The sequence below is a fragment of the Acidimicrobiia bacterium genome, assembly GCA_041676705.1.
Classification (GTDB): domain Bacteria; phylum Actinomycetota; class Acidimicrobiia; order Acidimicrobiales; family SKKL01; genus Actinomarinicola.
This window is the reverse complement of record JBAYRL010000003.1, coordinates 310,677-334,436: the sequence shown is the minus strand read 5'-3', so window position 1 is coordinate 334,436 and position 23,760 is coordinate 310,677. Positions and strand designations below refer to the sequence as shown.

At 54.5% G+C, this 23,760-nt stretch carries 19 protein-coding genes; 9 read left to right on the top strand and 10 right to left on the bottom strand.

What is annotated here, in order from left to right; translation table 11 throughout:
- The first annotated feature begins 89 nt into the window (after positions 1 to 89).
- Together WC184_07510 and ygiD are read left to right on the top strand one after the other, a co-directional pair.
- On the top strand, positions 90 to 881 hold the full coding sequence (locus WC184_07510) for a hypothetical protein (GenBank protein ID MFA7477730.1): 792 nt from the start codon (positions 90 to 92) through the stop codon (positions 879 to 881).
- Positions 882 to 977: 96 nt separating this feature from the next.
- Positions 978 to 1,826 carry a 4,5-DOPA dioxygenase extradiol gene (ygiD, locus tag WC184_07505; GenBank protein ID MFA7477729.1) on the top strand — a complete coding sequence of 283 codons (849 nt, stop codon included), beginning with the start codon at positions 978 to 980 and terminating at the stop codon, positions 1,824 to 1,826.
- Positions 1,827 to 1,848: 22 nt separating this feature from the next.
- On the opposite strand, the gene WC184_07500 is transcribed toward ygiD, so the two are convergent.
- Together WC184_07500 and WC184_07495 are read right to left on the bottom strand one after the other, a co-directional pair.
- A complete protein-coding gene (locus WC184_07500) occupies positions 1,849 to 2,655 on the bottom strand; it encodes a class I SAM-dependent methyltransferase (GenBank protein MFA7477728.1) in 807 nt (268 codons plus the stop codon).
- Positions 2,656 to 2,845: 190 nt separating this feature from the next.
- Positions 2,846 to 3,163, bottom strand: coding sequence for a helix-turn-helix transcriptional regulator (locus WC184_07495; protein ID MFA7477727.1), 318 nt, complete (start codon positions 3,161 to 3,163; stop codon positions 2,846 to 2,848).
- 272 nt (positions 3,164 to 3,435) lie between these two features.
- Between WC184_07495 and WC184_07490 the strand changes: the two genes are divergently transcribed.
- Complete coding sequence (locus WC184_07490) at positions 3,436 to 4,680, top strand: class I SAM-dependent methyltransferase (GenBank protein MFA7477726.1); 1,245 nt, start codon at positions 3,436 to 3,438, stop codon at positions 4,678 to 4,680.
- Here the strand turns inward: WC184_07490 and WC184_07485 are convergent.
- From WC184_07485 to WC184_07470, 4 genes are all read right to left on the bottom strand, one after another.
- Positions 4,649 to 6,916 (bottom strand): AI-2E family transporter, encoded by a 2,268-nt coding sequence (locus WC184_07485; protein MFA7477725.1) that lies wholly within the window; start codon positions 6,914 to 6,916, stop codon positions 4,649 to 4,651. The genes WC184_07490 and WC184_07485 overlap by 32 nt on opposite strands.
- A gap of 220 nt (positions 6,917 to 7,136) precedes the next feature.
- Positions 7,137 to 8,387, bottom strand: coding sequence for a helix-turn-helix transcriptional regulator (locus tag WC184_07480; protein ID MFA7477724.1), 1,251 nt, complete (start codon positions 8,385 to 8,387; stop codon positions 7,137 to 7,139).
- Positions 8,388 to 8,459: 72 nt separating this feature from the next.
- Entirely contained in the window at positions 8,460 to 9,269 is an 810-nt protein-coding gene (locus WC184_07475; GenBank protein MFA7477723.1) for an aminoglycoside 3'-phosphotransferase, read from the bottom strand.
- 42 nt (positions 9,270 to 9,311) lie between these two features.
- On the bottom strand, positions 9,312 to 9,515 hold the full coding sequence (locus WC184_07470; protein MFA7477722.1) for a YtxH domain-containing protein: 204 nt from the start codon (positions 9,513 to 9,515) through the stop codon (positions 9,312 to 9,314).
- A gap of 271 nt (positions 9,516 to 9,786) precedes the next feature.
- Between WC184_07470 and WC184_07465 the strand changes: the two genes are divergently transcribed.
- Entirely contained in the window at positions 9,787 to 10,659 is an 873-nt protein-coding gene (locus WC184_07465; GenBank protein ID MFA7477721.1) for an LLM class flavin-dependent oxidoreductase, read from the top strand.
- A gap of 66 nt (positions 10,660 to 10,725) precedes the next feature.
- Here the strand turns inward: WC184_07465 and WC184_07460 are convergent, their stop codons facing one another.
- Positions 10,726 to 11,928, bottom strand: coding sequence for a saccharopine dehydrogenase NADP-binding domain-containing protein (locus WC184_07460; GenBank protein ID MFA7477720.1), 1,203 nt, complete (start codon positions 11,926 to 11,928; stop codon positions 10,726 to 10,728).
- Positions 11,929 to 12,072: 144 nt separating this feature from the next.
- Positions 12,073 to 12,951, bottom strand: coding sequence for a PaaX family transcriptional regulator C-terminal domain-containing protein (locus tag WC184_07455; GenBank protein MFA7477719.1), 879 nt, complete (start codon positions 12,949 to 12,951; stop codon positions 12,073 to 12,075).
- A 225-nt stretch (positions 12,952 to 13,176) separates the two neighbouring features.
- Here WC184_07455 and WC184_07450 point away from each other — a divergent pair, with 225 nt between their 5' ends.
- Positions 13,177 to 13,806, top strand: a complete 630-nt coding sequence (locus WC184_07450; protein MFA7477718.1) for a helix-turn-helix domain-containing protein — start codon at positions 13,177 to 13,179, stop codon at positions 13,804 to 13,806.
- Between the two features lie 81 nt (positions 13,807 to 13,887).
- Here WC184_07450 and WC184_07445 read toward each other — a convergent pair whose 3' ends face one another.
- Entirely contained in the window at positions 13,888 to 15,639 is a 1,752-nt protein-coding gene (locus tag WC184_07445) for an acyl-CoA dehydrogenase family protein (GenBank protein ID MFA7477717.1), read from the bottom strand.
- A gap of 136 nt (positions 15,640 to 15,775) precedes the next feature.
- Here WC184_07445 and WC184_07440 point away from each other — a divergent pair, with 136 nt between their 5' ends.
- Positions 15,776 to 16,291 carry a hemerythrin domain-containing protein gene (locus WC184_07440; GenBank protein ID MFA7477716.1) on the top strand — a complete coding sequence of 172 codons (516 nt, stop codon included), beginning with the start codon at positions 15,776 to 15,778 and terminating at the stop codon, positions 16,289 to 16,291.
- A gap of 56 nt (positions 16,292 to 16,347) precedes the next feature.
- Here the strand turns inward: WC184_07440 and WC184_07435 are convergent, their stop codons facing one another.
- A complete protein-coding gene (locus WC184_07435) occupies positions 16,348 to 16,899 on the bottom strand; it encodes a GNAT family N-acetyltransferase (GenBank protein ID MFA7477715.1) in 552 nt (183 codons plus the stop codon).
- Between the two features lie 296 nt (positions 16,900 to 17,195).
- Here WC184_07435 and WC184_07430 point away from each other — a divergent pair, with 296 nt between their 5' ends.
- The 3 genes from WC184_07430 to WC184_07420 all read left to right on the top strand — a co-directional run bounded on the left by WC184_07430 (position 17,196) and on the right by WC184_07420 (position 23,647).
- Positions 17,196 to 17,828 carry a PadR family transcriptional regulator gene (locus WC184_07430; GenBank protein MFA7477714.1) on the top strand — a complete coding sequence of 211 codons (633 nt, stop codon included), beginning with the start codon at positions 17,196 to 17,198 and terminating at the stop codon, positions 17,826 to 17,828.
- A 237-nt stretch (positions 17,829 to 18,065) separates the two neighbouring features.
- Entirely contained in the window at positions 18,066 to 19,913 is a 1,848-nt protein-coding gene (locus tag WC184_07425; protein ID MFA7477713.1) for a PrsW family glutamic-type intramembrane protease, read from the top strand.
- Positions 19,910 to 23,647, top strand: coding sequence for an RHS repeat-associated core domain-containing protein (locus WC184_07420; protein ID MFA7477712.1), 3,738 nt, complete (start codon positions 19,910 to 19,912; stop codon positions 23,645 to 23,647). The genes WC184_07425 and WC184_07420 overlap by 4 nt, the downstream gene beginning before the upstream one ends.
- The last annotated feature ends 113 nt before the right edge of the window (positions 23,648 to 23,760 follow it).

Here is a 23,760-nt window from a genome sequence, read left to right as displayed (position 1 = left end):
GCACAGGTTTGGAATGCCATTCTTGCGCTTCAAGAAATCTGGGTGAATCCGCCTTTGTCGAGATTGGTTGATAAGGCGTAATAAATAGTTTGCATTACGATTCGGCCATCACACAGGCAGTACGAGTCAACTCCATGCGAGACGTGTACGTCGTCGGCTATGTTGGCTGGTCGCGCATAAATTGCGGGGTTGATGCTGCACAGGAACGTTCACCTGAACCTGAAGCGGCGGCTCTACAGCCTCGCGGTGACACATCTAACGAGGAGGATTTTGTGCGTTTTACCGGTGGGTCCAAATTTCTGGTCGGCGTCTTTGCAACGCTTATGCTGGTGTTTGCAGCCGCTTGTGGCAGTGATGACGATTCAGCGGCTCCATTAGACAATTCGGCGTCGAGTGTGACGGATGATGCTGATGGTTCGCAGGCTGGTGGAGACTCAGATAGTGCCGAGGTTGACGATGGCGAAGAGGTCGTCGACATTGACGATGAGAACGGGAAGGGTAATGGCCAAACAGCCGGAGGCGCCAGCACCCTGATAATCGACGGTGAAGAAATCTCGGTCGATAAACCGTTGTGCTACCTACGTCCTCAAGACGCCGCAGCTGGCGGTGGGAATATCTTGGCTACCGCCCAAATGTATGGAACTAACTCCGAAGGAGAACAGGTTCACATCGATTTCACTCGCTTTGATGAAGACAGCATGTTTCACGGAGACATTGTCGATGTGAACATCGGCGAAATTATGTCGGCCGAGAACTACCAGGCTTCTCTTGAAGAGGGCGCTATTTCCGTCGATGGCGGAATAGTGCGCGGCGACAATGTCGTCGTCGAAGGTGGACCAGACTTTTCTGAATTCGTGGTCTCATTCGTAATGGCCTGTTAGCCCGCTGAGCAGCCCTTAAAGGTGCGCACAATCGTAGGCAGCGTGGCGAAGTGAGCTTTCCTTCGTAAGATAAATCTTGTGAGCGATACCGCAGTAATGCCAGCTGGGTTCCTAGGGCACGGCAGCCCCATGAACGCCATAGAACACAATCGTTATACCGATGCATGGAGTTCTTTCGGCAATGCCGTTCCCCGGCCTCGCGCTATACTTTGTGTGTCGGCACATTGGTATACCAACGCTTCAGCCGTTACCGCAATGGCCAAACCTCGGGTAATCCATGACTTCTATGGTTTTCCCGATGAGCTATTTGATTTTGATTACCCGGCGCCGGGCCACCCCGAGGTCGCCGAGTTGGTAACTGAAATAGCGAAACCGGTGTGGGTTGGTTTGGCTGCTGATTCTTGGGGTCTTGATCACGGCACCTGGTCGGTGCTTACTCACGCCTTCCCAAATGCTGATATTCCGGTGGTGCAGCTTTCTATCAACGCCCTTGAACCACTGGAATACCATTTAGACCTTGGAACGCGTCTGCTTGCCTTGCGTGAACAGGGAGTGCTGGTAGTGGGCAGCGGCAACGTGGTGCATAACCTGAACTTGTTGGACTGGAAGAATACCGACAGCGGAGAGCCTTGGAACCACAGTTTCGACGAGGCGCTGATTGAGCTTTTGACACAACGCCCTGACGAAGTGCTGAAGATTACCGAGCATCCTTTCTATAGCCGCGCCGTTCCAACTCCCGATCATTTCATTCCCGTGCTTTATCTGGCGGGCTTAGCGGCCGCCTCAAATGAGACGTTGGATGTTCTCATTGAAGGGCCAGCGTACGGGTCGCTTTCTATGACCAGCTATTCTCTGGGCGTCAATGCACCGGTCGCGGAAAGTACTGAACCTGCGGCTGAATTAGAGGCGCCAGCTAGCCAACATCCCGATCAAAGCAATATCTAGCGTTGGTCGGTGGCCTCGAGGTTTAGCACCAGCAGATAATTTCACCGAGGAACGTTCCGAAGGAGGCGTCGGGGTGAGCCGCCCATTCCCTCCAGCCTGCCGAAATTCGTTCTAACGTGCTTGGCGTGGCCAGTTCTAGCTCAACGCTTTGGGTGGCAATCGCGGAATGGAGAATTCGCTCGGCCCACATTTCTCCCCAGAAACGACTGCGATCTGGGGCTGCAAAACTCCAGGCACTAGCTGATACTTGAACATTTTCAAAACCGGCCGCATGCGCCCAGCTAAGCAGGTGGCGGCCCGCTTCGGGTTCACCGCCATTGGAGCGAGCCACAGCTTGATATAACGCCATCCACTCGTCTAGCTCGGGTATTTTGGGAAACCAATTAAACGCCGAATAGTCGCTGTCGCGAACTGCAACGAAACCGCCGGGCCTGCAAACACGTCGCATTTCTCTAAGAGCTTGGACTGGGTCGTGTACGTGCTGCAACACCTGATGGGCGTGCACTACATCAAAGCTGCTATCGGGAAACTGCATCGCGTGAACGTCTCCCACCACGCCGTCGGCACTAAGCCAGTTCGCAGCCAACTCATCCATGGTTAATCGGATGGTTTCATCAGTCGTCTCTAGTGCAGTCACACGCCCGGGTGCCACCAAAGACACGAAGTCGCGGGTAATGGTTCCGGGTCCGCTCCCAATGTCTAACAGGTCTTGTCCGGGTTTTAAGTATGGAAGCAGATAGGCGGCGGAATTAGCAGCATTACGCCACCGATGCGACCGCAAAACCGAATCATGATGCCCATGGGTATAACGGCGTTCATTTGCGTTCATTCTGCTGTTGAGCTTACCCACGCTCAAGGGTCCTTTCCTTACAAAGGCTGGAGTAGTAATTTAATTGGCGTGCCGCCAGATTTGACTGGTACGGAAGCTGTTCGCCTGAGCCGTTTTATTGAAAGCCTCTCGACTGACGACACTGATAGTCAACAGTTCAGGGACGAGTTTTCCCGTAATCGGTTGGTGCTCAATTAAAAATATTGGCTTGAGAGCGAGTAGCAGAAATCTCTAATTCGAGTGCGCTTGCGAGGGCAACTAGCGTACGCAACGTTGGGTTTTGTGCGTGTGCCGAGAACAAGCGTCTGACCGCTTCTGGTCGCAGTCCAGCACGGCGTGCCAATTCTGCTTTTGAGAACCCCAGTTCCTCTCTACGGTCATCAAGTGCCCGGATGATGCTGTCGAATTGTTGAATCCGACCTTTGGCTTCTTCGTAGTTGGTCTTGTATGCGGGGTCCTCTAGCCTATTCGCGAAATACCGCTCGGCACCGGTCTGTGGTCGCTCCATGCTCTTAGCATATGCCGTAACATAAACGTTACGCTACCGGTATGGAAGATGTTCGAAGATTTGAGCGGTATCGGTTGAGGTAATATTGCGATCTATTTGTCAGATTCTGAAGGACCTTCGAGTGCGTTACCCAAGGGTTCTCTCGGGTCATGTTTAAATGTGAACTCATTCGGTAACTATTCCACCTCGAATGGTGCAAGTAGGTTTTTTGTTTGGTGTAGGACAGTTGAGAACTCCTGCGTTCCTAGAAGGAAAGACGCTGATTTTTGAGTATGGACCTTGGCTGGCTTGATCAATTGCCACAACCAAATCAAAAACGCCTTGCGGTGCGGGTTAGCGACGAAGCCCGTCGTTGGCTCAGGAAAGGTCATCCGTGGCTTTATGAAGATTCAATAACCTCAATTTCACACGATGGCCAAGCAGGTGACCTTGCGGTTGTTTTCGACTCCAAACGCGATTTCGTCGCTATAGGTCTTTTCGATCCGAACTCGCCTATTCGGGTGAAAGTGCTGCATCGGGGTAAACCCACTCCAATCAACGATCAATGGTGGGGCACACAACTAGAAGAAGCCTTAGTTCGCCGTCAAGGTTTGTTGGCTTCCACGCACACCACCGGGGTACGGTGCATTAACGGAGAAAACGACGGCTTCCCGGGTCTGGTGGTCGACAAATACGACCAGATAGCTGTCGTCAAAATCTATACCGAAGCCTGGTTACCCTACCTGGCGACTTTGGTGCCGCAGTTGGTAGAACTACTAGAGCTTGAGAGCCTAGTTTTGCGTCTCAGTCGCCGTAGCGCGAACCATGTACCCGCTGTCATCTATGACGGTATGGCAATTTACGGACATGCCCCTACCGCGCCAGTTCTGTTTAAGGAAAACGGTTTGACGCTAGAGGCCGATGTGGTGGCCGGACAGAAGACTGGTTATTTCCTTGACCAGCGCGATAATCGTCATTTAATTGGCGAGAACGCTAGGGGTGCAAGGGTGCTGGATGTTTTTTGTGCTGGCGGTGGGTTCACTGTTGCGGCCGCGGCGGGGGGTGCCCGTTCGGTTCTTAGCGTTGACATTAGTGCCCCAGCACTTTCGGCTACGGCCCGAAATTTGGCCCACAATGGCCATATTCCAGCGGTTGCAAATTGCAAAGCCTCTTCTCGTCAGGGAGATGCCTTCGAGGTGTTGGAGCAGCTTGCTAAGGAAGGTAAACGCTTTGATGTGGTGGTCGTTGACCCGCCAGCATTTGCGCAGAACCAAGCCAGTGTTGCCTCGGCGTTACGCGCCTACGCCCGCCTTAGCCAATTGGCGATCCCGCTGGTCAATAGTGGTGGGCTCTTGATGCAAGCCTCGTGTTCGAGCCGGGTTACGGCCGAAGATTTTTATCGCGTCGTAACCAAAACGGCCAGTAATGCGGGTGTTCAACTAGAGGAATTGTGTCGTAGCGGCCATGCGCTAGATCACCCGGTCCGATTTGAAGAAGGGAAGTATCTTAAAGCGATTTTTGCGCGAGTTCGCCGCTAGAACCGCTATTCGACGACGCTTCAGCCACGTTTTCGCCACTAGAGCGGTTGCCGCGAAGCTTGAGATACGCCACCTTGCCTACACCAAGCACTGGTCCGGCCAAAATGGCACCTACGAAGCCAAAGAGCGAACCACCGATTAACACCCCGATCAGAATAATAAGGGGAGGCAGGTCGGCGGCTTTACTGCCGACTGCCGGTTCAAGAACATGGTTTTCGAACGACTGGTAAGCAATGAAGATAACCAGTGCAATGATCCCTTTAAGCGGACCCTGGGCTATTGCCAGCAAGACCAGCGGCGCGCCACCCATGAAACCACCAATTTGCGGAATGAAGTTCCAGGCGGTTGACCACACACCAAGTACTGGTGCCAGCGGCACGCGCAAGAAGAGGGCAATGAACATCACTACGATGCCGTTCAAAGCTGCTACAAAAGCCGAGGCCGCAGCCACATTGGACAAAGTGGTGTATGCGGCTTCGCCTAATTCCTGGGCCCTTTGGCGTGACCTAGACGGTACGAGACTGCCCGCAGCATTCACTAAACGTGGACCGTCGAGCAGGATTGCTAAGACTATCGAGACCAGCCAAAACAGCCCGATTAGTCCATCGCCGGCTGACGCTGCAACTCGTTCAACTAGCGACGAATCACTTAAACGATCTGGAAGTTGTTTCAGTTCGTCTTCGATTTTTTGGGAAACATCATTGTCGGCCAGAAGCTTACCCACGATGGGCAAATCTTCCAGTGAGGCAACCGCTTCGGGCGCTTCTTTCGCTACCTGGTTGGCAGAGTCGGTCACCGACGGTCCGGCCACGATGGCCACGGTGGCCAAAAACGCAACGAAAAGGCCAATCACAAAAGCAATTGAGGCAATCCGAGGGAACTTCCACGACCGCACAATGGCGGACACGGGCCGGTCAACGCCAATGGCGATAAACCCGCCTACCGCTAGCCAGATGACAAAGGATTCCATCGATTGGCCCAAGCGATAAAAACTAAAAATTCCGAGGACCAAGACCGCCGAAGTCAACATGGTGCGTGGCGAAAAGGTGACTAAGAGCGAACGGTTAGCGGCCGATTCGACCGCGGCTGCTGTGTCACCGTTTTCGTAAGAAGCTGATGCTTCTAGCTCACTCAGTGGAATTTCACCGTCACTGTAGGCCAGTAACTGAGCTTGTTGAGCCTGTAGAAAGTCGCGATAGGCAGCCAGTATCCCGGCCAAAGTTGCTACCACCACCAAGCCCACAAAACCACCGACGATGCCCAGGATGTAAAGCCCAGCACCAATACCAAATAGTTTAAGAACCGGTCCGAGTCGGAGTTTGTCGTTTGCCCATTTTTTGCGCAGGTAGCGGTCGATAACGATAAATAGGACGGCAAAAGCCGCCACACCTAAAGGCCAATTGTCGGTGGCGAAAGCCATGGCAACAATGGGTGACCATGCCAAGGGACCGCCCAAAATGGGCATGGTGACGGCCAGAGCCACCCAGGCGCCTAGCGAAATCGAGCCGGGCAAACCAAGAATCAAAACCACACCGGCCGCAACTAACCCGTGCCCGGTACTCACCCCAATAGTACGACGACAGTATGAACTGGCTCTAGAGGCACCGCTATAGATGAGGTGTCGGAGGTTGTTGCGTCGTTCGGGCGAGGAAACGCCACGCAACGCGGTGGCTAAGAGTGTCTGGCCCTCTGAGACCATGAAAGCCGCCATTACGGCAATAACTACCAATTTGCTGAGTTGGCTAGCAGCAGCGGTGAGGTCGGAGTCACCTAGCACCGCGAGCGCGGCGAAGTCGTCGAGCAGGTCGTGACTCCGTGTCACTAGATCCATTTTTTCGGCTAATTCAGCCAGCGTGCTCTCGGGTTGCAAACGTTCAATAGCAGCTTCGATCCCATCGGCTAAGGCCGTCGACTGGCGATTTAGGTCCCAGCCAATCGTCGACGCCGAAGCAACAACCAATGCCATTCCCCCGAGCGTCACTCCAACAAGTGCTAACGCTTTGGGCATGTGTCGTGACAGGCGATTAATACCCGGCGCAAATACGATCGCAGCAGTGACCGCACCAATTATGAGTGCCAAAACCGAGTGAGCACGATCGACAATTTGTAGCGCCAACCAAGTCGCCACAATGATTGCGGCGATAGCGAACAAGCCTTGTGGTGGGATGACCAATCGGTAGGTTGACAGCCGTTGAGCACCAGTTTTGCCGTGATCTGTGGTGCCCCGAGAACTCATACGGGCAGCTTATCGGCCTTAACCAAACGGTAAAGGTTTTGGTAAATAGATAGCAGTCAGCCCTACTTGGTGGTGTTGTAGGGTTCACCGCTACCTACCATCGGTTCGGTGGCGCATCGGTAATTGGCGAGTTGTGTTTCGTTGGTCAGTGCCGAAGTCCGAGAAGTGACGTTTCGGTGGGGCCGCCTTCCCAAGGCGGAACAATTCTTACCAGATGGTCTTAAGTAAAAAACGCTTGGTATAGAGGCTCTGGCAAGCCTTCAAAAGGTGAAGATTGGGTGTGATGCTTGGAAATGGCTTTCTCGCGCTTTGCTAACCAACGGGCAGATTCCACCACCGTGGTGATGTCGTCATCCGGACGTCCTAAATCAGTTTCCAAGTACACGCTATCAGGCTGTCGAGATGCTATTTCTTGGCTCCATGCATGCATCAGCGATCGTGGCAAACACCAGTGATATAACGCTGCATCCCAGGTGACGCAGTTGTGAAAGGCGTCAGTCGCAGCGGCGCCTACCGCCGCATGGTCACGGTGTCCGTCTGATCCAGTGGGGTCGAGCGTGACTACGACATCGGGGCGGTGCTGCCGCAAGAGCGAGCCAAAGCCAAAGGTTTCGTCGTCGGTATGGGCGACCACTGCTAAGAGCGTCGGTGTGATTTCTTCGTCTGTTGGCGACCCTGGTGTTGACTGAATAGTCAGAGCATGGACTCTATTTTCGTTGGTGAGGCTGTGAACATGGCGGTTGGCGGCCGCGAAGACCCCGGCTGCTTCATCCCAACGAGGATCGGTGGTGCTCGGCCATTGGTTAATGGCGTCTTGGGCCCATTTTGTCCATTCGAAAATGGTGGAATGAATCCGAAAAATTAATTCGAAACTGACGGCGTTGACGGATACCCGTTGGGCGATGGCCCCATCAACCGGGTAGTCGGCAGTTCCGGCACCTACCTCGGCCAGCTCAGACATTGCTTCAAAAGCAGCTTCTCGCATGTGTTCAATGGTGCGAGCAAGCAGTTCAAGCGAACCACCGGGGGCGAAAAACACCTTGACCAGGTCTTCAATTTCGAGACGTGGGATGGAACCGGTCTGGTCCAGCCAACGGCGGAGGGCTCGTTCTCCATCCGTCGTTATGAAATATACGGTGCTGGTGCGTTTTCCAGTGAGTTTCTCCTCTGAAGCTGCAAGACCCTTGCCTACCAAAGCCTTGGGTAGGTCGTAGATGGTGCGTTCTCCAAGTGGCCAAAACCAGCGCAACGACCGCTGAAGCTGAGTCGCTAACTCGTATGTTGTCCACGGTTGAATTGCCAACAATCCGAGAATGGCCGCTTCCCCGGTGGTCAACGAGGGTACCCCCCGGACATCTCCAATCCATAAATCGATGGGGTTCACGAGATCTTCCAAGATGTAGCGCTGAATATCTAAGATCTGTTCCCGACGAGCGTCTTCGTCAACGGTTGCTGCTTGTTGATCCAACATTGTGTCTAACTTGGAATCGTTGGTACCGGTCCAGTTCCGGGGCCCTCGATGGGGCTTGAGCGGTGGATTTAGCTATGGTCCCAGGGCCCAAAGCAAACGATAGTAAAGGATCCGTGACGGATCTGGGTCAATCCCGTAGGCCTTGAAGAACCGAGATTCCCAATCTGAACCGAAGTTCCACTCAAGGCTCCAGGATGCGATGGCCAGATCTGCCCATCGATCGGAAATCCCAAGCGAACCCAGGTCCACATGTGCCGCCCATCGGCCCGTAGAGTCGATCAATGTATTAGGGGCGCACGCATCCCCATGACACACAACAATGAGGTCGGGTGTTGGCGGATCTTCGAGTATTGCGAGGGCGTCTTCCAGGGTCAGATTAATTCCAAGGGATGCAACATCTAGGTCAGTTAGTTCTCTATTTGATGCCCGTGCCATGACCTGGGACACGCGATCTTCGGTACTCCATTTGAAGGGACACAAAGGGACGGGTAATGACTGGTGAAGAGCCGCAAGACCTTGTCCAATGGCATCAACGGCAGCCTTGGGGACAGTCTTCCACCAATTTGATACGGCACTGCTTGCCTCGATGCCCTCGCTAACTAACCAGGCACCATCTTCGTTCTGGCCGATGTCTAAAAGCTTCGGCACTGGGGTGTAATCGTAGGCCCATTGCATCCTCTGCGCTTCAGCGTGCAGTCGATGGTAATGATCGGGCGGTCCCCATTTAACAAAAATAGAGGTATGGCGGTCAGATATTTTATAAGTAACTCCGCCTAAGGTATTAATCCAAATGGGTTCAACGGAGCGTTGCCCGGCAATGCCTCTTACCGTGGCTGGAACGGTAATCTGACCCTCAGGCGGGCCTGCAATTCGGAAGCTCAATGGGGACCTGGCTTCATACGCTTAATAAGCGATGCCCGACAGCTAGTCTTTCTTTGAGAAACGATCCTTCACCGACTCGAATGCCGATTCGGCCTTGTCTTTTACATCTTCGGCAATGTCTTCGGCCTTATCTTTCACGTTCTCGGCGAAGTCTTTAGCTTTGTCTTTCAGCTCGTCCTTGTCGGTGTCTTTAAGCTCACCTAGGGCTTTTTTCGCCTTGCCAACGAGATCATCTGCTCCGGCCATGCTTTTCTCCTCTGTTTATTCGTGTGATCACGGCTTGATCTGAAACGAGGCGGTAGTAAAGCAACCCTCAATCGAGCGCTTGCTCAACCTACGCGCCTTTCCCTGATTCTAGCTTCGCCAGTGTTGCAGGTATCAGCACTTTTGGGTGACACCTGTAACTTCGTCTCGTGCGAATTGCGAATGAACAAGCTGCATTACGGTTGGGATTACCCGTATCGGGGGAGTACTAGATAGTTAAGGTGCAAAGACAGACGGTTAATAGGGAGAAGCTATGACTAGCGATACCTCAATAGAACAGTTGCAGCTTAAGTTTGGCTACTTCTTGGTACCGAATGAGGATCATCAGCTGATTGAAACGGCTAAGCGTGTTGAGGCTTTGGGGCTTGACTACGTGGGAATCCAAGATCATCCCTATCAACGGCGTTATGTAGATACCTGGATGTTGATGGCCTTTATTGCGGCCCACACGTCGACGCTACGAATTTTCCCTGATGTAGCCAACCTGCCGTTGCGACACCCGCCGATAATCGCCAAGGCCGCCATGACTATTGGCAAACTTTCAGGCGGACGCTTTGACTTGGGTCTCGGAGCAGGTGCTTTCTGGGATGCCATCGAAGCCTACGGTGGTGAAAAACGTGGTCCTGGTGAATCTTTACGGGCCTTGGAAGAAGCGATTTCAGTGATCCGGATGATTTGGAGTGGTGAAGGCAACCTCCAGTTTCGGGGAAATCACTACCATCTGGCCGGGGCACGAGGCGGGCCGATGCCCACGGCACCGATAGGTATTTGGTTGGGTGCCTATGGACCCAAAGCGCTTGATCTCACCGCTAGAGTCGCGGATGGTTGGGTGCCTTCTTTCCAAGGGGATGTGGCACCGATCGCGCAGATGAGTGAACGTTTGGACGAAGCGCTTGACTCGGCCGGTCGTGCTCGAAGCGAACTGCGGCGGGTGATGAATATTTCTGGGGAGATAACAGATTCTTCATCACGCGGTCCGCTGCATGGACCGGTTGATCAGTGGGTAGACCAGCTCTGGGAATTCGCGACCGTCTATGGCTTCGATACCTTCCTGTTGTGGAACGAAGACCCACGACAACTCGAACGGTTCGCCAAAGAGGTTGTTCCAGCTCTTCGGGTGCCATAGTTTATGACCGCAAATCTGGTAGCTAGCTCATACACGATCCACTCTCTAGCCGCGGTTTATTCCCATTTAGGGTGAGGTGGTGGCCAGCGACACTGGGGCGAGCTCGTCGAGTGAGTTCACCTCGGTGGTGCAGTAGGGCATTAGATCGGTAAGTAAGCGAGTGCCGTTTATCACCGCCTCGGGTGAATGTACACCGGGTGTCAGTTTGGACTGGAGCATCTGTTTTGCGCCCAGTGCGACTGGTATCCCCGTGGAGCCATCCATGCCAGACGGAAGCGTTGCGGCGTGGCATCCTACGGTGGTTCTTTGACCATTTAAGGTGCCCGTTGCGAGGGCGAAAAAAGAGGGCAGTTCGCCATAATCCTCATAATTCTGGGCCGACAAGGTTTCTAGGATGTCGGGGCGGCTAGAGGGTTTTACGAGGACGCTCGCGGCTTCCTCTATTGATAGTCCGCTAGCGTCGAGTTGCCTTTGAAGTTCGACGAGAAGCGAAATGACTCGCTTTGAGGTCATTATCACGTTAGCGCTCCGGCCTTTTAGGCCTAGAGAGCTTATAAGGGTTAGCGGCTCGGGGTGGCCCACGATGTAACCGGTGCCTGAACCGAATCCGGGGAAATCAAGTTGGACAGCTTCTAGTGGCGGCACATCGATGTGATGGCCACCTTCAGCGATGGTGACCTTGCCGTGGATTTGTTCCATTAAGTGGACGGCGGCTGCCGATGGCTTCGTCGAACCTGGTACGGTTCCGCCCGTGTTTTCAGACCAGCCCGAAGTTTCGACTCCTAAAGGCCACGCGGTGAAGCAGTCTTCAACCTGATCGAGCTGGCTGGCAGCACGTTTTGCCAAGAGATTCGACAGCCCTGGGCTGGCACCCATGCCAATTACTGCGGCAATGCCTGCCGCTGTGGCTTCGGCGTCTAAGGCGAACATGGCCTTGGTGGGCTCGGGGTCATCGCAAATGTCGATGTAGTTCGTTTTCGTAGCAATTGCCGCTTTCAAGGTGGGCACACCGAGGCGGAAAAACGGTCCGGCGCAGTTAACGACTAAATCGGCATCCGACAAGAGCGCCTCGAGGGCCTCCTTGTCTAGCGCATCGATTTGGGTAGGTGTGATAGTGGTTTTCGGCTCCGAAATTCCAGCGGCAATGCGCTGGGCCGCTTCTTCCACGTAATCGGCTAACACCAGTGATGTTATGGACGAATCTTGAGCCAGATGTTCGGCGGCGGTGCGACCCATGCCTCCACCAGCGCCTAATAGTACGACTTTCATGGTTGACCCTTTCATTGGTGGCGAATCCCCCTCGCCCCGAATCACTAGTCAGCCGTTACCTGGGCAACGTATGACCACCGTCATGTGATCAAAACCATAACGGCCGTTTTAGATTCAGTCAATGAAGTTTTTCAGGCCAAACTCTTAGTTAGTGACCGGAGCGGTTTGAATCTCGTCCAGCACGGTGTCGAAACGGCGAAACAAGGCTGGAATTTGTGCTTCGTCCCGCAAGACTCTGGCCTGGTTCGATGCCTCTACAAACAGGCGCCTCGCGGTCGCACCTTGCCAACCTTCAGGAAGAAGCTCCGGAGGTAGAAGCGGGTCATCTTCTAGAATCACGCCCCATCGCGCCACCACCGCTACGACTGCCGCCAAAGCTTGTGTGGTATCAGTAGCTTGTTCCAATTGGTCCAGTATGTGGGTTGTTTCTTCCACGAAAGTAGACCATCGATCAGCCAAATCTTTCAGATCCCACAACAGTGCAGCGAGTGCACGTGGCTCGCTTTGGTCACCAACCGTCAAGTTACGGCTTGGGATGTAGATCATGCGATCGGCCACGCCAAGGTTGGTGGCCACTCGCCGTATCGCCGCGTCCCAATCATGAGGCGATACGTAGAGTCCATTCGCCAGAGGTGCTCCGCTTAAAATACGAACGATATGGTCCCGGAGAGCATTTCGTTCGGAGCGCCTGCCTTCGTCGATTGTGAATCCAACCAGATGCCAACAGCCATCCCAACTGGCGTTAGGCCGATCAAGTGACCAGGCCAAACGCAGAAATTCATCTTGTGGATCGATTTGACGACGACCTTTGGCGGTGGCGGTGAAGAGCGCTTGGCGGCCTTGGCCTTCTTGGGAAAAGATGTCTTCTTGAACTAAACGGGCCAGGCATTGTCGTACCTGATGTACGGTAAAACCACACGTCAACGCCACGTCATAGAGCTCGTCAGCAGGCAGGCTGTTATCGGGGCGGACCATGCCCAATACCAACGAGCGTGTCGAGATTAGATCGGTAAGTTCAACCACCTAGCTAGTCTGGCAGCCCCAATCAATTTTGGCGCGACTCCCTCCCCACTATGAACCTGAACAGATCTTGTGGCTTCGCTGTAGGATTCGGTTTTGTGATTCCTGTTTGTGGTCGGACGTGTTCTCCGAGGTCAGCCGGGGTGTGTGGATGCGGTCAAGACCTGTCGATCTTTGTTGTAAAACCGCTGTGATGACGGCAACTGAAGGCCACGGTAATCTGGCTGGGTGGCCGACTCCTTTGGAAAATCAAACGACTATTTCGATCTGGATGATCCGTTGCGGTCTCAGATACTGGCTGCGGCGGCCAAAGTAATTGGTGAAAAGGGCTATTACGACACCCGAATCGTCGACGTCGTTCGGGCCGCTGGATTGTCAGCAGGAGCGCTGTATGGCCGCTTTGAATCGAAGGAAGATTTATTAAAAGCCGCCATCGTTGAAGCGACCTACTCCGACAGTGCTGCCACTGGTTACAACCGAGACTTGATTGCCGAAATGACGGTCAACGCGGCCCTAAATGAAGCACCGTTGGGTGACAACGAAGCGCTACGGCTTGAAGCGTTTGTTACCTCGCGACGTGACGACGAGGTGGCCAGTGCCGTGCGTGAGGCCCAAGAGCTACGCCGACAGTCTGCCCAACCGATTGTTGATGACGCCTTAGGTGGTCCTGCAAGCCCCGAGATGAACATGCAGGTTGATGCGGCGCTTTACATTTTAGAAACGCTTCACCTGGGGTTCTTGTTACAGCGCTCGGCCGGTATACGACCGCGTGACCCCGATGCTTGGGCCGAGGTTGTAACCGAAATGGTGAACTCACTCTTAGGCGATGTAATCGAGCGCGCCAACAAACTTCGGTAAGCCAAACAACGGATTCGCCCTAGGTTGCAACAGGGTTAGGCCGCGGCCGGGCGCAAAGGTTGGTGCAGCAAACTCACCTCATTAAACTAGGGCTGCTTCGGCGGCTTCTGTAGCTCCAATATCGGCATAGGCCAGAAGTTCTTTGCCTAGGGAATAGGCAATACGGTCATTCCAGGCCATCTCCGGATTAAGGTGACGGCGACTGTAGCGTAGTGCCACTAAAGCGGAGCGATTGTCTGCGGCACCCAGCTCACACAAAAGTGCCCCCTGCACGACATGGTTTAACAAGGTTGTTAAACGCTCCACCCCAGCGTGTGTCCACTCGGTATCTACGCTGTCGATTTCGGCCATGCGGTTCGCTAACTCGTCACGCTTAGAGCGCACCGTTTCTACTGCTTCAGCTAGGAAAGAAGGTCCGGTCGCGGCTAGGTCTAACGCTTCGTCGACTCGGGTCAATACCGCTTCGTGGGCGTTGTCGCGCCTAATGGCTCGTAGCACGTCAAGGGAGCAAATATTTTCCGAACCTTCCCAAATGGGGTGGCACACGGCATCGCGTAACAACCGGGTGATACCCCAATCCTCGCAGTAGCCGTTTCCTCCAAAAAGATCAATGGCATAGCCCGAGATTTCTACCCCAAGGCGACACAAACGTACCTTGGCTGCCGGCACCAGAATTCGGCGTAGGCGTGCACCTTCAGCATGTCGACCTGCACTTACACACTCAAAGCCCAAAGCTACGGCGGCTTCTAGGTCAACCATACGGTCGATTAGCTGCTCACGAACCAGCGGTAAGTCGGCTAGAATACGGCCTTTGGCTTCACGGTGATGGGCCCAAATTACCGCTTCCAAAAATGATCGGCGTGCAATACCTAATCCCATTAAGGCCACGCCGAAACGAGAGCCGTTAACCATTTCCATCATGCGGTTAAGTCCACGGGCGTCAGAGTCTGATTGGGTTCCATCTGAGCGTTTCGGGCGCAAGGCATAACCAAGAGCATCATGCAGCTCCACTTCACCAGTGGGCACCGATCGTGTTCCGAGTTTGTCTTTCAGTCGCCGCATCGAATAGGTGTTGCGGCTGCCGTCTTCTAGGTAGCGGGGCAACAGGTATAGCCCTATGCCAGCGCTACCCTCGGTAGCTCCCTCGGGGCGTGCCAGAATGACGATGGCATCACCGTCAATATTGGAACAGAACCATTTCTCGCCGTTTAGAAGAACTCTTCCATCACCGATATCTCGGGCCGTGCAGGTAACAGTTCGCCCGAGGTCAGAACCTCCGTTTCGTTCGGTGAGAAACATTGAACCGTCGGTGCCCTCATCGAAATTGTCGGTTCGAAGCCTGGCGAGTAAGTCATCTCGCAAATCATCGGGAGCGTAACTGGCTACCAGCCCCGCTACCCCCGAGGTCATACCCAGCGAACACACCATTCCGGTGTCTGCTTGTGAAAGCAGGTAGTTTGCAGCGGCGGTTACCACGCCTGGGGTTGGTCGGCCTCGGCGTTCGGCCTCGGCGGCGAAGCCAGAAACGTAACCGGCCTTCCATAGTTTGCGTTTAGAGTCGAGGGTTTCCGCCGGGTGATGAATCTCGTCAATTTCCTCGGCCATGCGTCCGTAGCGAATGAGCTGAGCAGGAGCAGCGTCGATCACGTCGGCATTTTTCGCAATGTCATTGGCGCAAAGCTCGGCAAAAGATCGCAGGGTTTCTTCGGCCCATTCACGATCTTCCGGGGCTGTTTGGCTTCTGACTCGAGCCTGTAAAATCGGGTCCAGATCGTACCAGTTGGTGCCAATCGCCCCGTCCATCTTGGTGTAGTCAATGCCGCTAACTGACATAGCGCCTCCCCAGCAAGTCCACCTAGGTTCGACCGGTTGGAGAAGAAGCGAGCGTGTCGAATCCTTGGTCCCGCGTGGTCGAGAGTTCTTATTTGGGCCCATCATAACGACATCAGACCATCCGGTGAGATGATTCATGTCGCCAGCTGCTGGTTCAAACGGCGGCTATCACAAGTGGCGGGGAAGCTGGCTAGGCTCGAGAGATATGTGCGATCACTGCGGATGTCGCGACTATGAGCCGATTGCCGAACTTACCGCCGAGCACGACGAGATCATGAACCTGGCGCGTTCGGTAGCGGTGGCCACCGAAGATGGGCTTGCCGACCCTCTTGAGGTTGAGCGATTGCAAGCATTGTTAGAGCTGCATACCACTAAAGAAGAAATTGGTCTGTACCCGTTACTTCTTAGTACCGGCGATTTAGAGCCCGAGGTATGTGAGGCTTTTGAAAACGAACACGATGACCTTCACCAGATGTTAACGGATGGGGTCTTTGACCAGCGTCAATACAACATTTTGGTGACGCATATTGAAGCCGAAGAATACGGGCTCTTCCCCAGCGCCATGTACGCCTTTGATGCCGAGCTATGGACCAAGCTGTCGGAAGCTCATCATCGGGCCATGCACCAACTAGGCATTGCGCACGAGCACTAAGCTCACCACAGCTCTCGGTTGGCAACACAAGGTGGTTGGGACTCCAGCTAGATGAGCTACGGGTTTAGTTTGAGCAGCATCGTACTGTGGGTGATGCTGCCGTCTTCGGAAGATTTTTCGTCTACGACCACGAAACCTAACCTCCGATAGATACGCATCGCCGGGTTGGCGTTGTCGACACTGAGGCTAAGTGCTGGCAGCTCCTTCGACCGTGCCGCATCAATCAGCATCTCGATTAAGCGGCTACCCAGGCCTTGTCCTCGAGCTTCTGAAACCAGTCCGAGGATTAGCTCTGGTGTGTTTTCATCGACGAAACCGTAGCTAGGTTCATCGGTATTGAAGTAGCGGTACCAGGTAGCGCCGAGTGGGGTGCCGTTGGTGTGTGCCACGAAGCCATAGTCGCCATTCTTTGGGAAATCGGCCACATATTTGGCTAGCCCCGGCTCGGACATAATTTCTGCTACTGGACGAAGTGGATTGGCGTGCCAGTCGACTGCCACGGCAAACATTGTTTCGAGAAAGGCCTGGTCGTCAACGGTGGCTGGCCTGATTTGGATCACTTCTCGTTGCCCGCCTTTCAACGGTTTGGTCCAGGTTGGAAACAGCACGATGACGGTGCTTTGGCGTCTTAGGGTCGTAACTGTTCTGTCGATTGCTTAGCACAAATACGTCACACTCAACCGAGCGGAACGCGCTTCGGTGTACGCATTGCGACGAAGGAGCAGGTCTATTCCTCGGGTCTATTGCGAGGGTTGATTGCGAGGGTTCTAGGGCGGGGGCCAGATTCAAGCCCCGACTTGGTGTGTTCACTGCGGAAATTTCTTAGACGGATGTTTCAAAGGTTGTGAAACAATCTATTGCGATATATCGTTAGCATATCGCAATAGATTTATTAGGAGAATTAATGAGAAACATGCGTAATTACAGAGGCGGCGGTTTCGACAGTGGTTTTGAGCCGCGTGAACGAAATGACGGTCGCGGTTACGGTCGAGGCCGAGGTCCAGGTCGTGGTCACGGTGGCGGCGGATCCGGTGCAGGCCGAGGATGGGCAGCTGCCGAAAGATCAGGCCCCGGTCGCCGGGGTGGGCCTCGTCGTGCGCGCCGCGGTGAAGTCCGAGCCATGATCTTGGCCTTGCTAGCCGAACAACCGATGCACGGTTATGAGATGATCAAAGAAATTGAAGAACGTACCGGTGGAGTGTGGAAACCCAGCCCCGGTTCCATTTATCCAACCTTGTCGATGTTGGAAGATGAAGGCTTGCTCACCGCTGATCAAGAGTCAGGCCGTCGTTCTTTTACCCTAACCGAAGCAGGTCGCACCGAGGCCGCTAAAGGGGAAGGGCAAGCAACCCCTTGGGAAACAGTGATGGCCGGAGTAAGCGCTTCGGACCACTCGCTGCGCCAAGTCACGCGACAAGTAGGTATGGCCTCGCGCCAGGTGGCCGAAGCTGGCAATGAAAAGGCCAAAGCCGATGCCGTTGCGGTGCTTGTTGAGGCTCGCAAAAAGCTCTACGCCATTCTGGCCGAAGCTGATTAGCGAAATTTCCGAGTGCGAAGCTGGTGCGAATTTGCACCGCTTCGGTGCAACTTAGGGTCGTGGGCAGCCTTGGTAGTGAGAGTGAACAATAATTCGATGTGGCGCTAGCAGTGGCTCTACGGCTGGCTGGTATCAAAGGCAATCTGGCTGGTATCAAAGGCTATAAAGCATGCCAGTCGTCACACAGGAGCGGTAGGGTTTCCAAAAGCTTCAATAGTGAGGAGCCGACCGCTCGCCATGTCAGCCTCCACCCCAACTGCGTTTTCCCCAGCTGCAGCCCCACAAGATCGAAAAACCGCGGCCACCCAATCCTCGGTCGATCCTGCCCCGCTATGGAGCCCAGCTGAAGAACGTGCCCTGCTCGAGATAGTTGGGCGTTCAACCCCGGTAGTCACCGACGGCTGGCGAACTATTGACCTTGGTCGAGCGCTGTTGTTGGGCTCTCCGCTGGCAGTAGCCATTCGTTTAATGCATCTGGTAGCCGTGGTGGCCTTCGTCCTTTTCGTTAAAGGGCTCTCCAGCACCACGTCATGGGGAAACCTTTGGCACAGCTTTCGTTACCCCCTCTACACGGTGGCTCTGTTGCTGATCGTCAGCATCACGGTGCGTCGACTACCAGCACAAAAGCTTATTCGCTACTGGGGGCTCGGTACGATGTTGACCACCAGCTTGGTGTACTACCTAGCCGGACCCCTAATGCGAATCTTCGAGAGTGAAAGTCCCGACATTTGGTTGGTGCCGCCCCTTGAAGAAGCCGCCAAATTGGCCCCGATAGTGGTGTTGTTGGCATTCATGCGTCGGTTGAAGTTCCAATATGGCACCGCCGATGTGTTGGTGATTGGTTTCGTTCTCGGTTTCGGGTTTGCGTTCACCGAAGATGCACTGTGGGGTCGAACCACAGCCGATGGGTTTCGGGGTGTTTGGGGTTACCTAATTCCAGGAATGTGGAATGTGGGTGATGGTTCGGTAGTCGTTGGTCATGCCGTGTGGAGCGCGGTGGCGGCTTTCGGATTGGCACTAGTGGTGTTGCACTGGCGCAACGCCTTGTTGCTGATGGTTGGTGGAATCTGTTTGGTGGCACCAACCCTTGATCACATGAGAAGCAACGATCATGACAGCATCGCCCCTTGGTTGCAGAACATATTTATCGGCCACTACTCCTTACCGGTACTTTTCTTGGCGGCCATTGTGCTAGCAGTTGGGCTCGACTACTTCACGCTGCGGCGGGTGTCAGTTCGTGATCATCTTTTAGCCCCACGCCAAAACCCTTCGCAGGGTTACCTCAAGAACCAAAATGTTGACCGCAGTTTCTTAGACCGCTTGACACCCTGGCGATATTTGCGTTTGCGCAATGGACTGTATTACCACCGTGCCTATGAGGTAGACCCATGGCCACAAAAGCGCCCGGCCGATTACACCGTGGCCTTGCGAATGGCTGGCCGAGCAGGTCGAGAGTGCGGTGCGCTAGACGGTAATCTGCCTGCCGAGATGGGCTGGGCCCCATGTCCGAACAACCTGCAACACCAACGGTGGTTCAATGATCAGGGCTGGAGCCCTTATGTGGTCGCAACGAATAGCGGTGTTGAAGAACCAATTGTTGAAGCGGCACCGGATCGACCCGAAGCCATGGCCCAGCCACCGCAGCGAGCGCCCGAGGCATGGGTGAAGCAGGTGGCGGCGCTAGTGGTGTTAGCGACCGCTTATGTTGTTTATCGCGTGGCCACCGGCAGTGAACCAGAGCCTGACGTTATTCGGTTTATGCCGGTTCCTGGAGGTGATGGTTTACCCGGCGGCCTAGTTGGCGACCCTTCCGTGCGCCTGCCAGAAGTGTGGTGGACAAGTTTGCCCGGTGCCGGGAATCCACCGCCGCCTTGGGGCGATCTCGGTGGTCCAATGTCGGGACCCCCAAGCCCCGACCCAACGCCACCTCCACCTCCCGATGAAACCGGACCGAACCTCGATGGTCCTGACGCTCCTCCAGACAGTGAAGGTCCACCGCCACTGCCCACTGGCCCGCCGAATGATGGACCTCCTGATGATGGACCACCTGATGATCCTGATGATACGAATGAGGACTGTCCATGAGTGATCCACTACAAGTCGTCATCAATGGAAGCACTCAAGCGGCGTTGCTGCATGTTGATCTGGGCGCGGGCTTGCGTTTCTACGCCGATGAGCGAAGTACCTCGCGGCGACTTCGGGACTATGAACTACGGGTGGCACTCACCGGAGCGCGTCCACCAAGCGACATAACAGCCGTCTTGGTTGAAGCTGATTTGCCCTCGGGGTTGGTAAGCGCCGAACTAGCACCCAAGCCACACTTAGTCTGGCAGCACTACTGGGATGGTCAAGGACCGAGCCCCGAAGCTGTTAATTCCGCCAACGGTGCGGAAATGGCGTTAACCCCGACTATCGGTTCTTCGAGTATTCCGGTTCGGGTTGGTTGGCGACGTCAACCAACCCGCGGTCGGCCCGAACATACTCAGTGGTGGCAACGAGACCAGATCCGGGGAACGTGGGATGCGCGCAGCGTAGGTTTTGGTGGATTTGTACCTTATGGCTTATGCCACTTTGAGCCTTCCACGCAGGTGCTTTGGCACGGTGCTGGCCAACGCTCCACGCAGGTTGATGTGGTTCCTGGCACCAAGCGATCAACGATTGGTCTTTCGTGGGTACCCGCTCGTGATGAGCACATTGTGGTGGCCACCCAAGCACATGTTCATGTCTTTGGCGGAAATGGTTACCATCTGCGTAGCTTCAACCGTGTTAGTACCAAAGAAACGTTTCGTGCTCGATACGACGACCGTTGGCAGCTCACTGGCTGGACTCTGCCTGGTGATGTTCAAATTTCTTGCCAAATTGGGGCTGAAACCGTTCAGATTCGGAGCTTTACCGGAGCACAGTACGAGCTCGTCCTAGACGCCCATGGTCGTGCTGCCAGCCTGAAGTTGATCAAAAATAATGAAGCCGCTCCAGCGCTCTTTGAATTTGGGTTCAATGAACATGGGCTACTTGAAAACGTGACCGATCCCGTGGGTCTAGAAGCGCGAGTGCTTCACGACCAGCTCGGTAACGCAACCGCGGTCTCGTGGTCGAGCGGATATCGGGTTGACACCGTTATTACCAATGATGCTGGAGTTCGAAAGATTTCCCAGCTAAGCGGCGGAGGTCAAGAGTCAAGCGTTAGTCGACGTTCGGTAAACATGAAGGGCACCGAACTCCGCCAGCATTGTTGCGGAAGCGGTTCCGACACCATAATCACCGAGGCACCGGGTGAAACCATCACCCTGCAGCCGAATGGCACCGTGGTGAATGTGGCAACCGAGACCCGCTCGAGTTCGGATGGCGTTACGCAAATTGAACGGGTCACTCATCGCACACCTGGTGGGCGACTAAAAACCACTATCCGGCACAAGAACACGGCGGCCAAGGGCACGATCACCGAGGTAGTTGACCAACACGGTTCGAAATGGCGACGAAGTTTTGATCCTCAGCGAAGAGCGTTTACCGAAGAATCGCCGAACGGCTTAGTGACTAGCGCGGAATTTACTGAAGCTAACCAGCGCCGCTGGACACAACCCGGGTTAGGGGTGGTGGAAGCTACCTACGAGCAAGGTCGCCTGGTTCACCAGAGAGCTGGTACTTCTGAAGCGAGTTTCCTGTACAACGAGCACGGCTGGGTAAGTGCCATCAACCACGATGGTCTCAAAAGAGAGTTTCGTTATGACTCGGCTGGTCGGCTGGTAGATGAGTTTAACGGGCTTGGCTGGCTGCATTATGAGCGAGACGCTGCCGGTCGGGTGGTAGCTACAACCTCTCCAAACGGCGACCAAACCCAGTTGGAACTGGCTCTCGATGGGCTGGTTCTCAAACGGCGGCGACCGACCGAGATTGGCATTGTTACCGAAGAGTTCACTTACAACGATGATCGTATTTTGGTTTCTAGCCAAGTCGAAGGCGAGGCAGCACTCGACTATGTCCGCGACCAGGCCGGGCGTGTGACGAAGCTAAGTGCAGGCGAGACGGAAACCTCTTTCGTTTGGAATCCACACAGCGGTCAACCACAAAGCGCCGCCACCCACCACGGCGACAGCGTTGCCTATGTTTACGATGGATATTTGTTGGCGCGTCATGAGACAACCGGGCGGGTTAATGCCACCATTGAATTCGACTATGACCAGCATTTTCGGGAATGTTCGGTAACCGTCGATGGGCTAATCGTGAACACCGAACGCGATGCTGCTGGCAACATTTTGGTGAGGGGTCCGGTCCGAGTAGTGCGGGAAGCTGAAACTGATCGGGTTTCGTCACTGCTTGTTGGACAGTTACGCACCGAATACCAATACAACTCGAGCGGGGCACTGGTATTTCACGCCACCTACCACGGCGAGCAGCTGATTTTCGCGGAAACCATCACCCGTGATTCCGCGGGCCAAATAGTAGAAGTAGTAGAAACCGAATCAGCCTCGCAACAAACCATTAAATACCGCTACGACCAGGCAAAACGTTTAGTCGGAGCTTGGCGAGATAATTCAGTTTTGCTGGGTCTAAACTTCGATCCCAACGACAACATTGTTGAATACATTCGTAGTGATCAACACCTGACCGCCACCATTGGGGCAGGTGATCGACTACGCACCTTCGATGGTTTGCCGGTGGAACACAGCCCCTCAGGACTAGTGCAACGCCTTGGCCGACGCCAGTTCCACTACGACGGTTTTGGCCAGTTACAGAGAGTGGACGTTGACTTTTCGCTGCCAGCGTCAGCCTCGAGGGAACACCAAGGATCTAAGGTTGACCCAACCGAAACAGCAGGCGAAGTCAACGTCGAAGGCGTATCGCATTCGGTCGAATACCGGCGTGACGCCTTTGGTCGGCCGCTCGAAGCCAATGACAACGGCAACCTGCGCTATCAGCTGTTGTGGCGTGGTCAGCGTGTGGCCCAGGTCTACTATCCAAACGGCCGTACCCTACGAACCGTGCATGTCGATACGGCCACAGCACCAGAAGTTCTCTTTGGGGGCAACGAATTGCTTCGTGTGATCAGCGACCACCGAGGCAACGTGCGGCGAGTGATTGAAGCAACGACCGGTGAAGTGGTCCAAGCCCTGGATTACGACCCGCTGGGTGACATCGTGGCTGATTCCAATCCCGGTTTCCAGCCTTTTGGTTATGCGGGAGCGCTGCATGACTCAGTGGCCCAAGTGGTTGATTTGGGTGCTCGACAACTCGACCTTTCAAGTTCCCGTTTCTTACAGCCCGACCCGCTCGATTTAGCTGGTGGCCAGTCAAACCTGTATGTCTATGCTGGCAACAATCCCGTTAACCGCCACGACCCGCACGGGTTACAGAGTTCTTCACAAGCCCCAGTGCAGGTTTGTGAAGCCACCATTATGCCCACACCGGGCCGGTCGTCTTGGGCATCGGTGGACCACGGTTATTTGAAGGTCAACGGTCATCGGCGGGGAATGGCTGGTACCGGTGACTGGCGAGACGGCCTGTGGGTGGAGTGGGAAGAACACGGTGATGAATATGCCGATGTTGAAAGTTGTCGTCCCATTGAAGATGCTGACCCGGAATGTTTGTTGAACGTGACCACCCCCGGGGGAGGTTTACTATTTTATGCGCCTAACAACATTTGTTGGGATGCGGTTTGGGAAGCCCTTGACGCTTGTTCGCCCGATGCTAACTGGAGCTTTGGCGAAACCGATGAGACCTGGCCTTTGGCACGGGCGCACGAAGGTATCAGTAACGTTTCTCGAACCAGTCGACGCTACACGCGCAAAGCCATCGATACGATTCTTGGTTGGTTCGACTGAACAACCCAGCAACCCGAATCTTTAAGTTCGCCTAAACATCTCGGACGATAAAAAAGTATAAGGCTGCAGCGCTGCGCCACGGTGATACCGGTGCGAACGCTACAGCCTTAAGG

Excerpts from the sequence above, each read along its gene's own strand:
- WC184_07485 (MFA7477725.1), bottom strand. The coding sequence starts at position 6,916 with ATGAGTTCTCGGGGCACCACAGATCACGGCAAAACTGGTGCTCAACGG.
- WC184_07470 (MFA7477722.1), bottom strand. The coding sequence starts at position 9,515 with ATGGCCGGAGCAGATGATCTCGTTGGCAAGGCGAAAAAAGCCCTAGGT.
- WC184_07430 (MFA7477714.1), top strand. The coding sequence starts at position 17,196 with ATGAGAAACATGCGTAATTACAGAGGCGGCGGTTTCGACAGTGGTTTT.
- WC184_07440 (MFA7477716.1), top strand. The coding sequence starts at position 15,776 with ATGTCGCCAGCTGCTGGTTCAAACGGCGGCTATCACAAGTGGCGGGGA.
- WC184_07445 (MFA7477717.1), bottom strand. The coding sequence starts at position 15,639 with ATGTCAGTTAGCGGCATTGACTACACCAAGATGGACGGGGCGATTGGC.
- WC184_07480 (MFA7477724.1), bottom strand. The coding sequence starts at position 8,387 with ATGTTGGATCAACAAGCAGCAACCGTTGACGAAGACGCTCGTCGGGAA.
- WC184_07465 (MFA7477721.1), top strand. The coding sequence starts at position 9,787 with ATGACTAGCGATACCTCAATAGAACAGTTGCAGCTTAAGTTTGGCTAC.
- WC184_07420 (MFA7477712.1), top strand. The coding sequence starts at position 19,910 with ATGAGTGATCCACTACAAGTCGTCATCAATGGAAGCACTCAAGCGGCG.
- WC184_07495 (MFA7477727.1), bottom strand. The coding sequence starts at position 3,163 with ATGGAGCGACCACAGACCGGTGCCGAGCGGTATTTCGCGAATAGGCTA.
- WC184_07460 (MFA7477720.1), bottom strand. The coding sequence starts at position 11,928 with ATGAAAGTCGTACTATTAGGCGCTGGTGGAGGCATGGGTCGCACCGCC.
- WC184_07500 (MFA7477728.1), bottom strand. The coding sequence starts at position 2,655 with ATGAACGCAAATGAACGCCGTTATACCCATGGGCATCATGATTCGGTT.
- WC184_07490 (MFA7477726.1), top strand. The coding sequence starts at position 3,436 with ATGGACCTTGGCTGGCTTGATCAATTGCCACAACCAAATCAAAAACGC.
- WC184_07425 (MFA7477713.1), top strand. The coding sequence starts at position 18,066 with ATGTCAGCCTCCACCCCAACTGCGTTTTCCCCAGCTGCAGCCCCACAA.
- ygiD (MFA7477729.1), top strand. The coding sequence starts at position 978 with ATGCCAGCTGGGTTCCTAGGGCACGGCAGCCCCATGAACGCCATAGAA.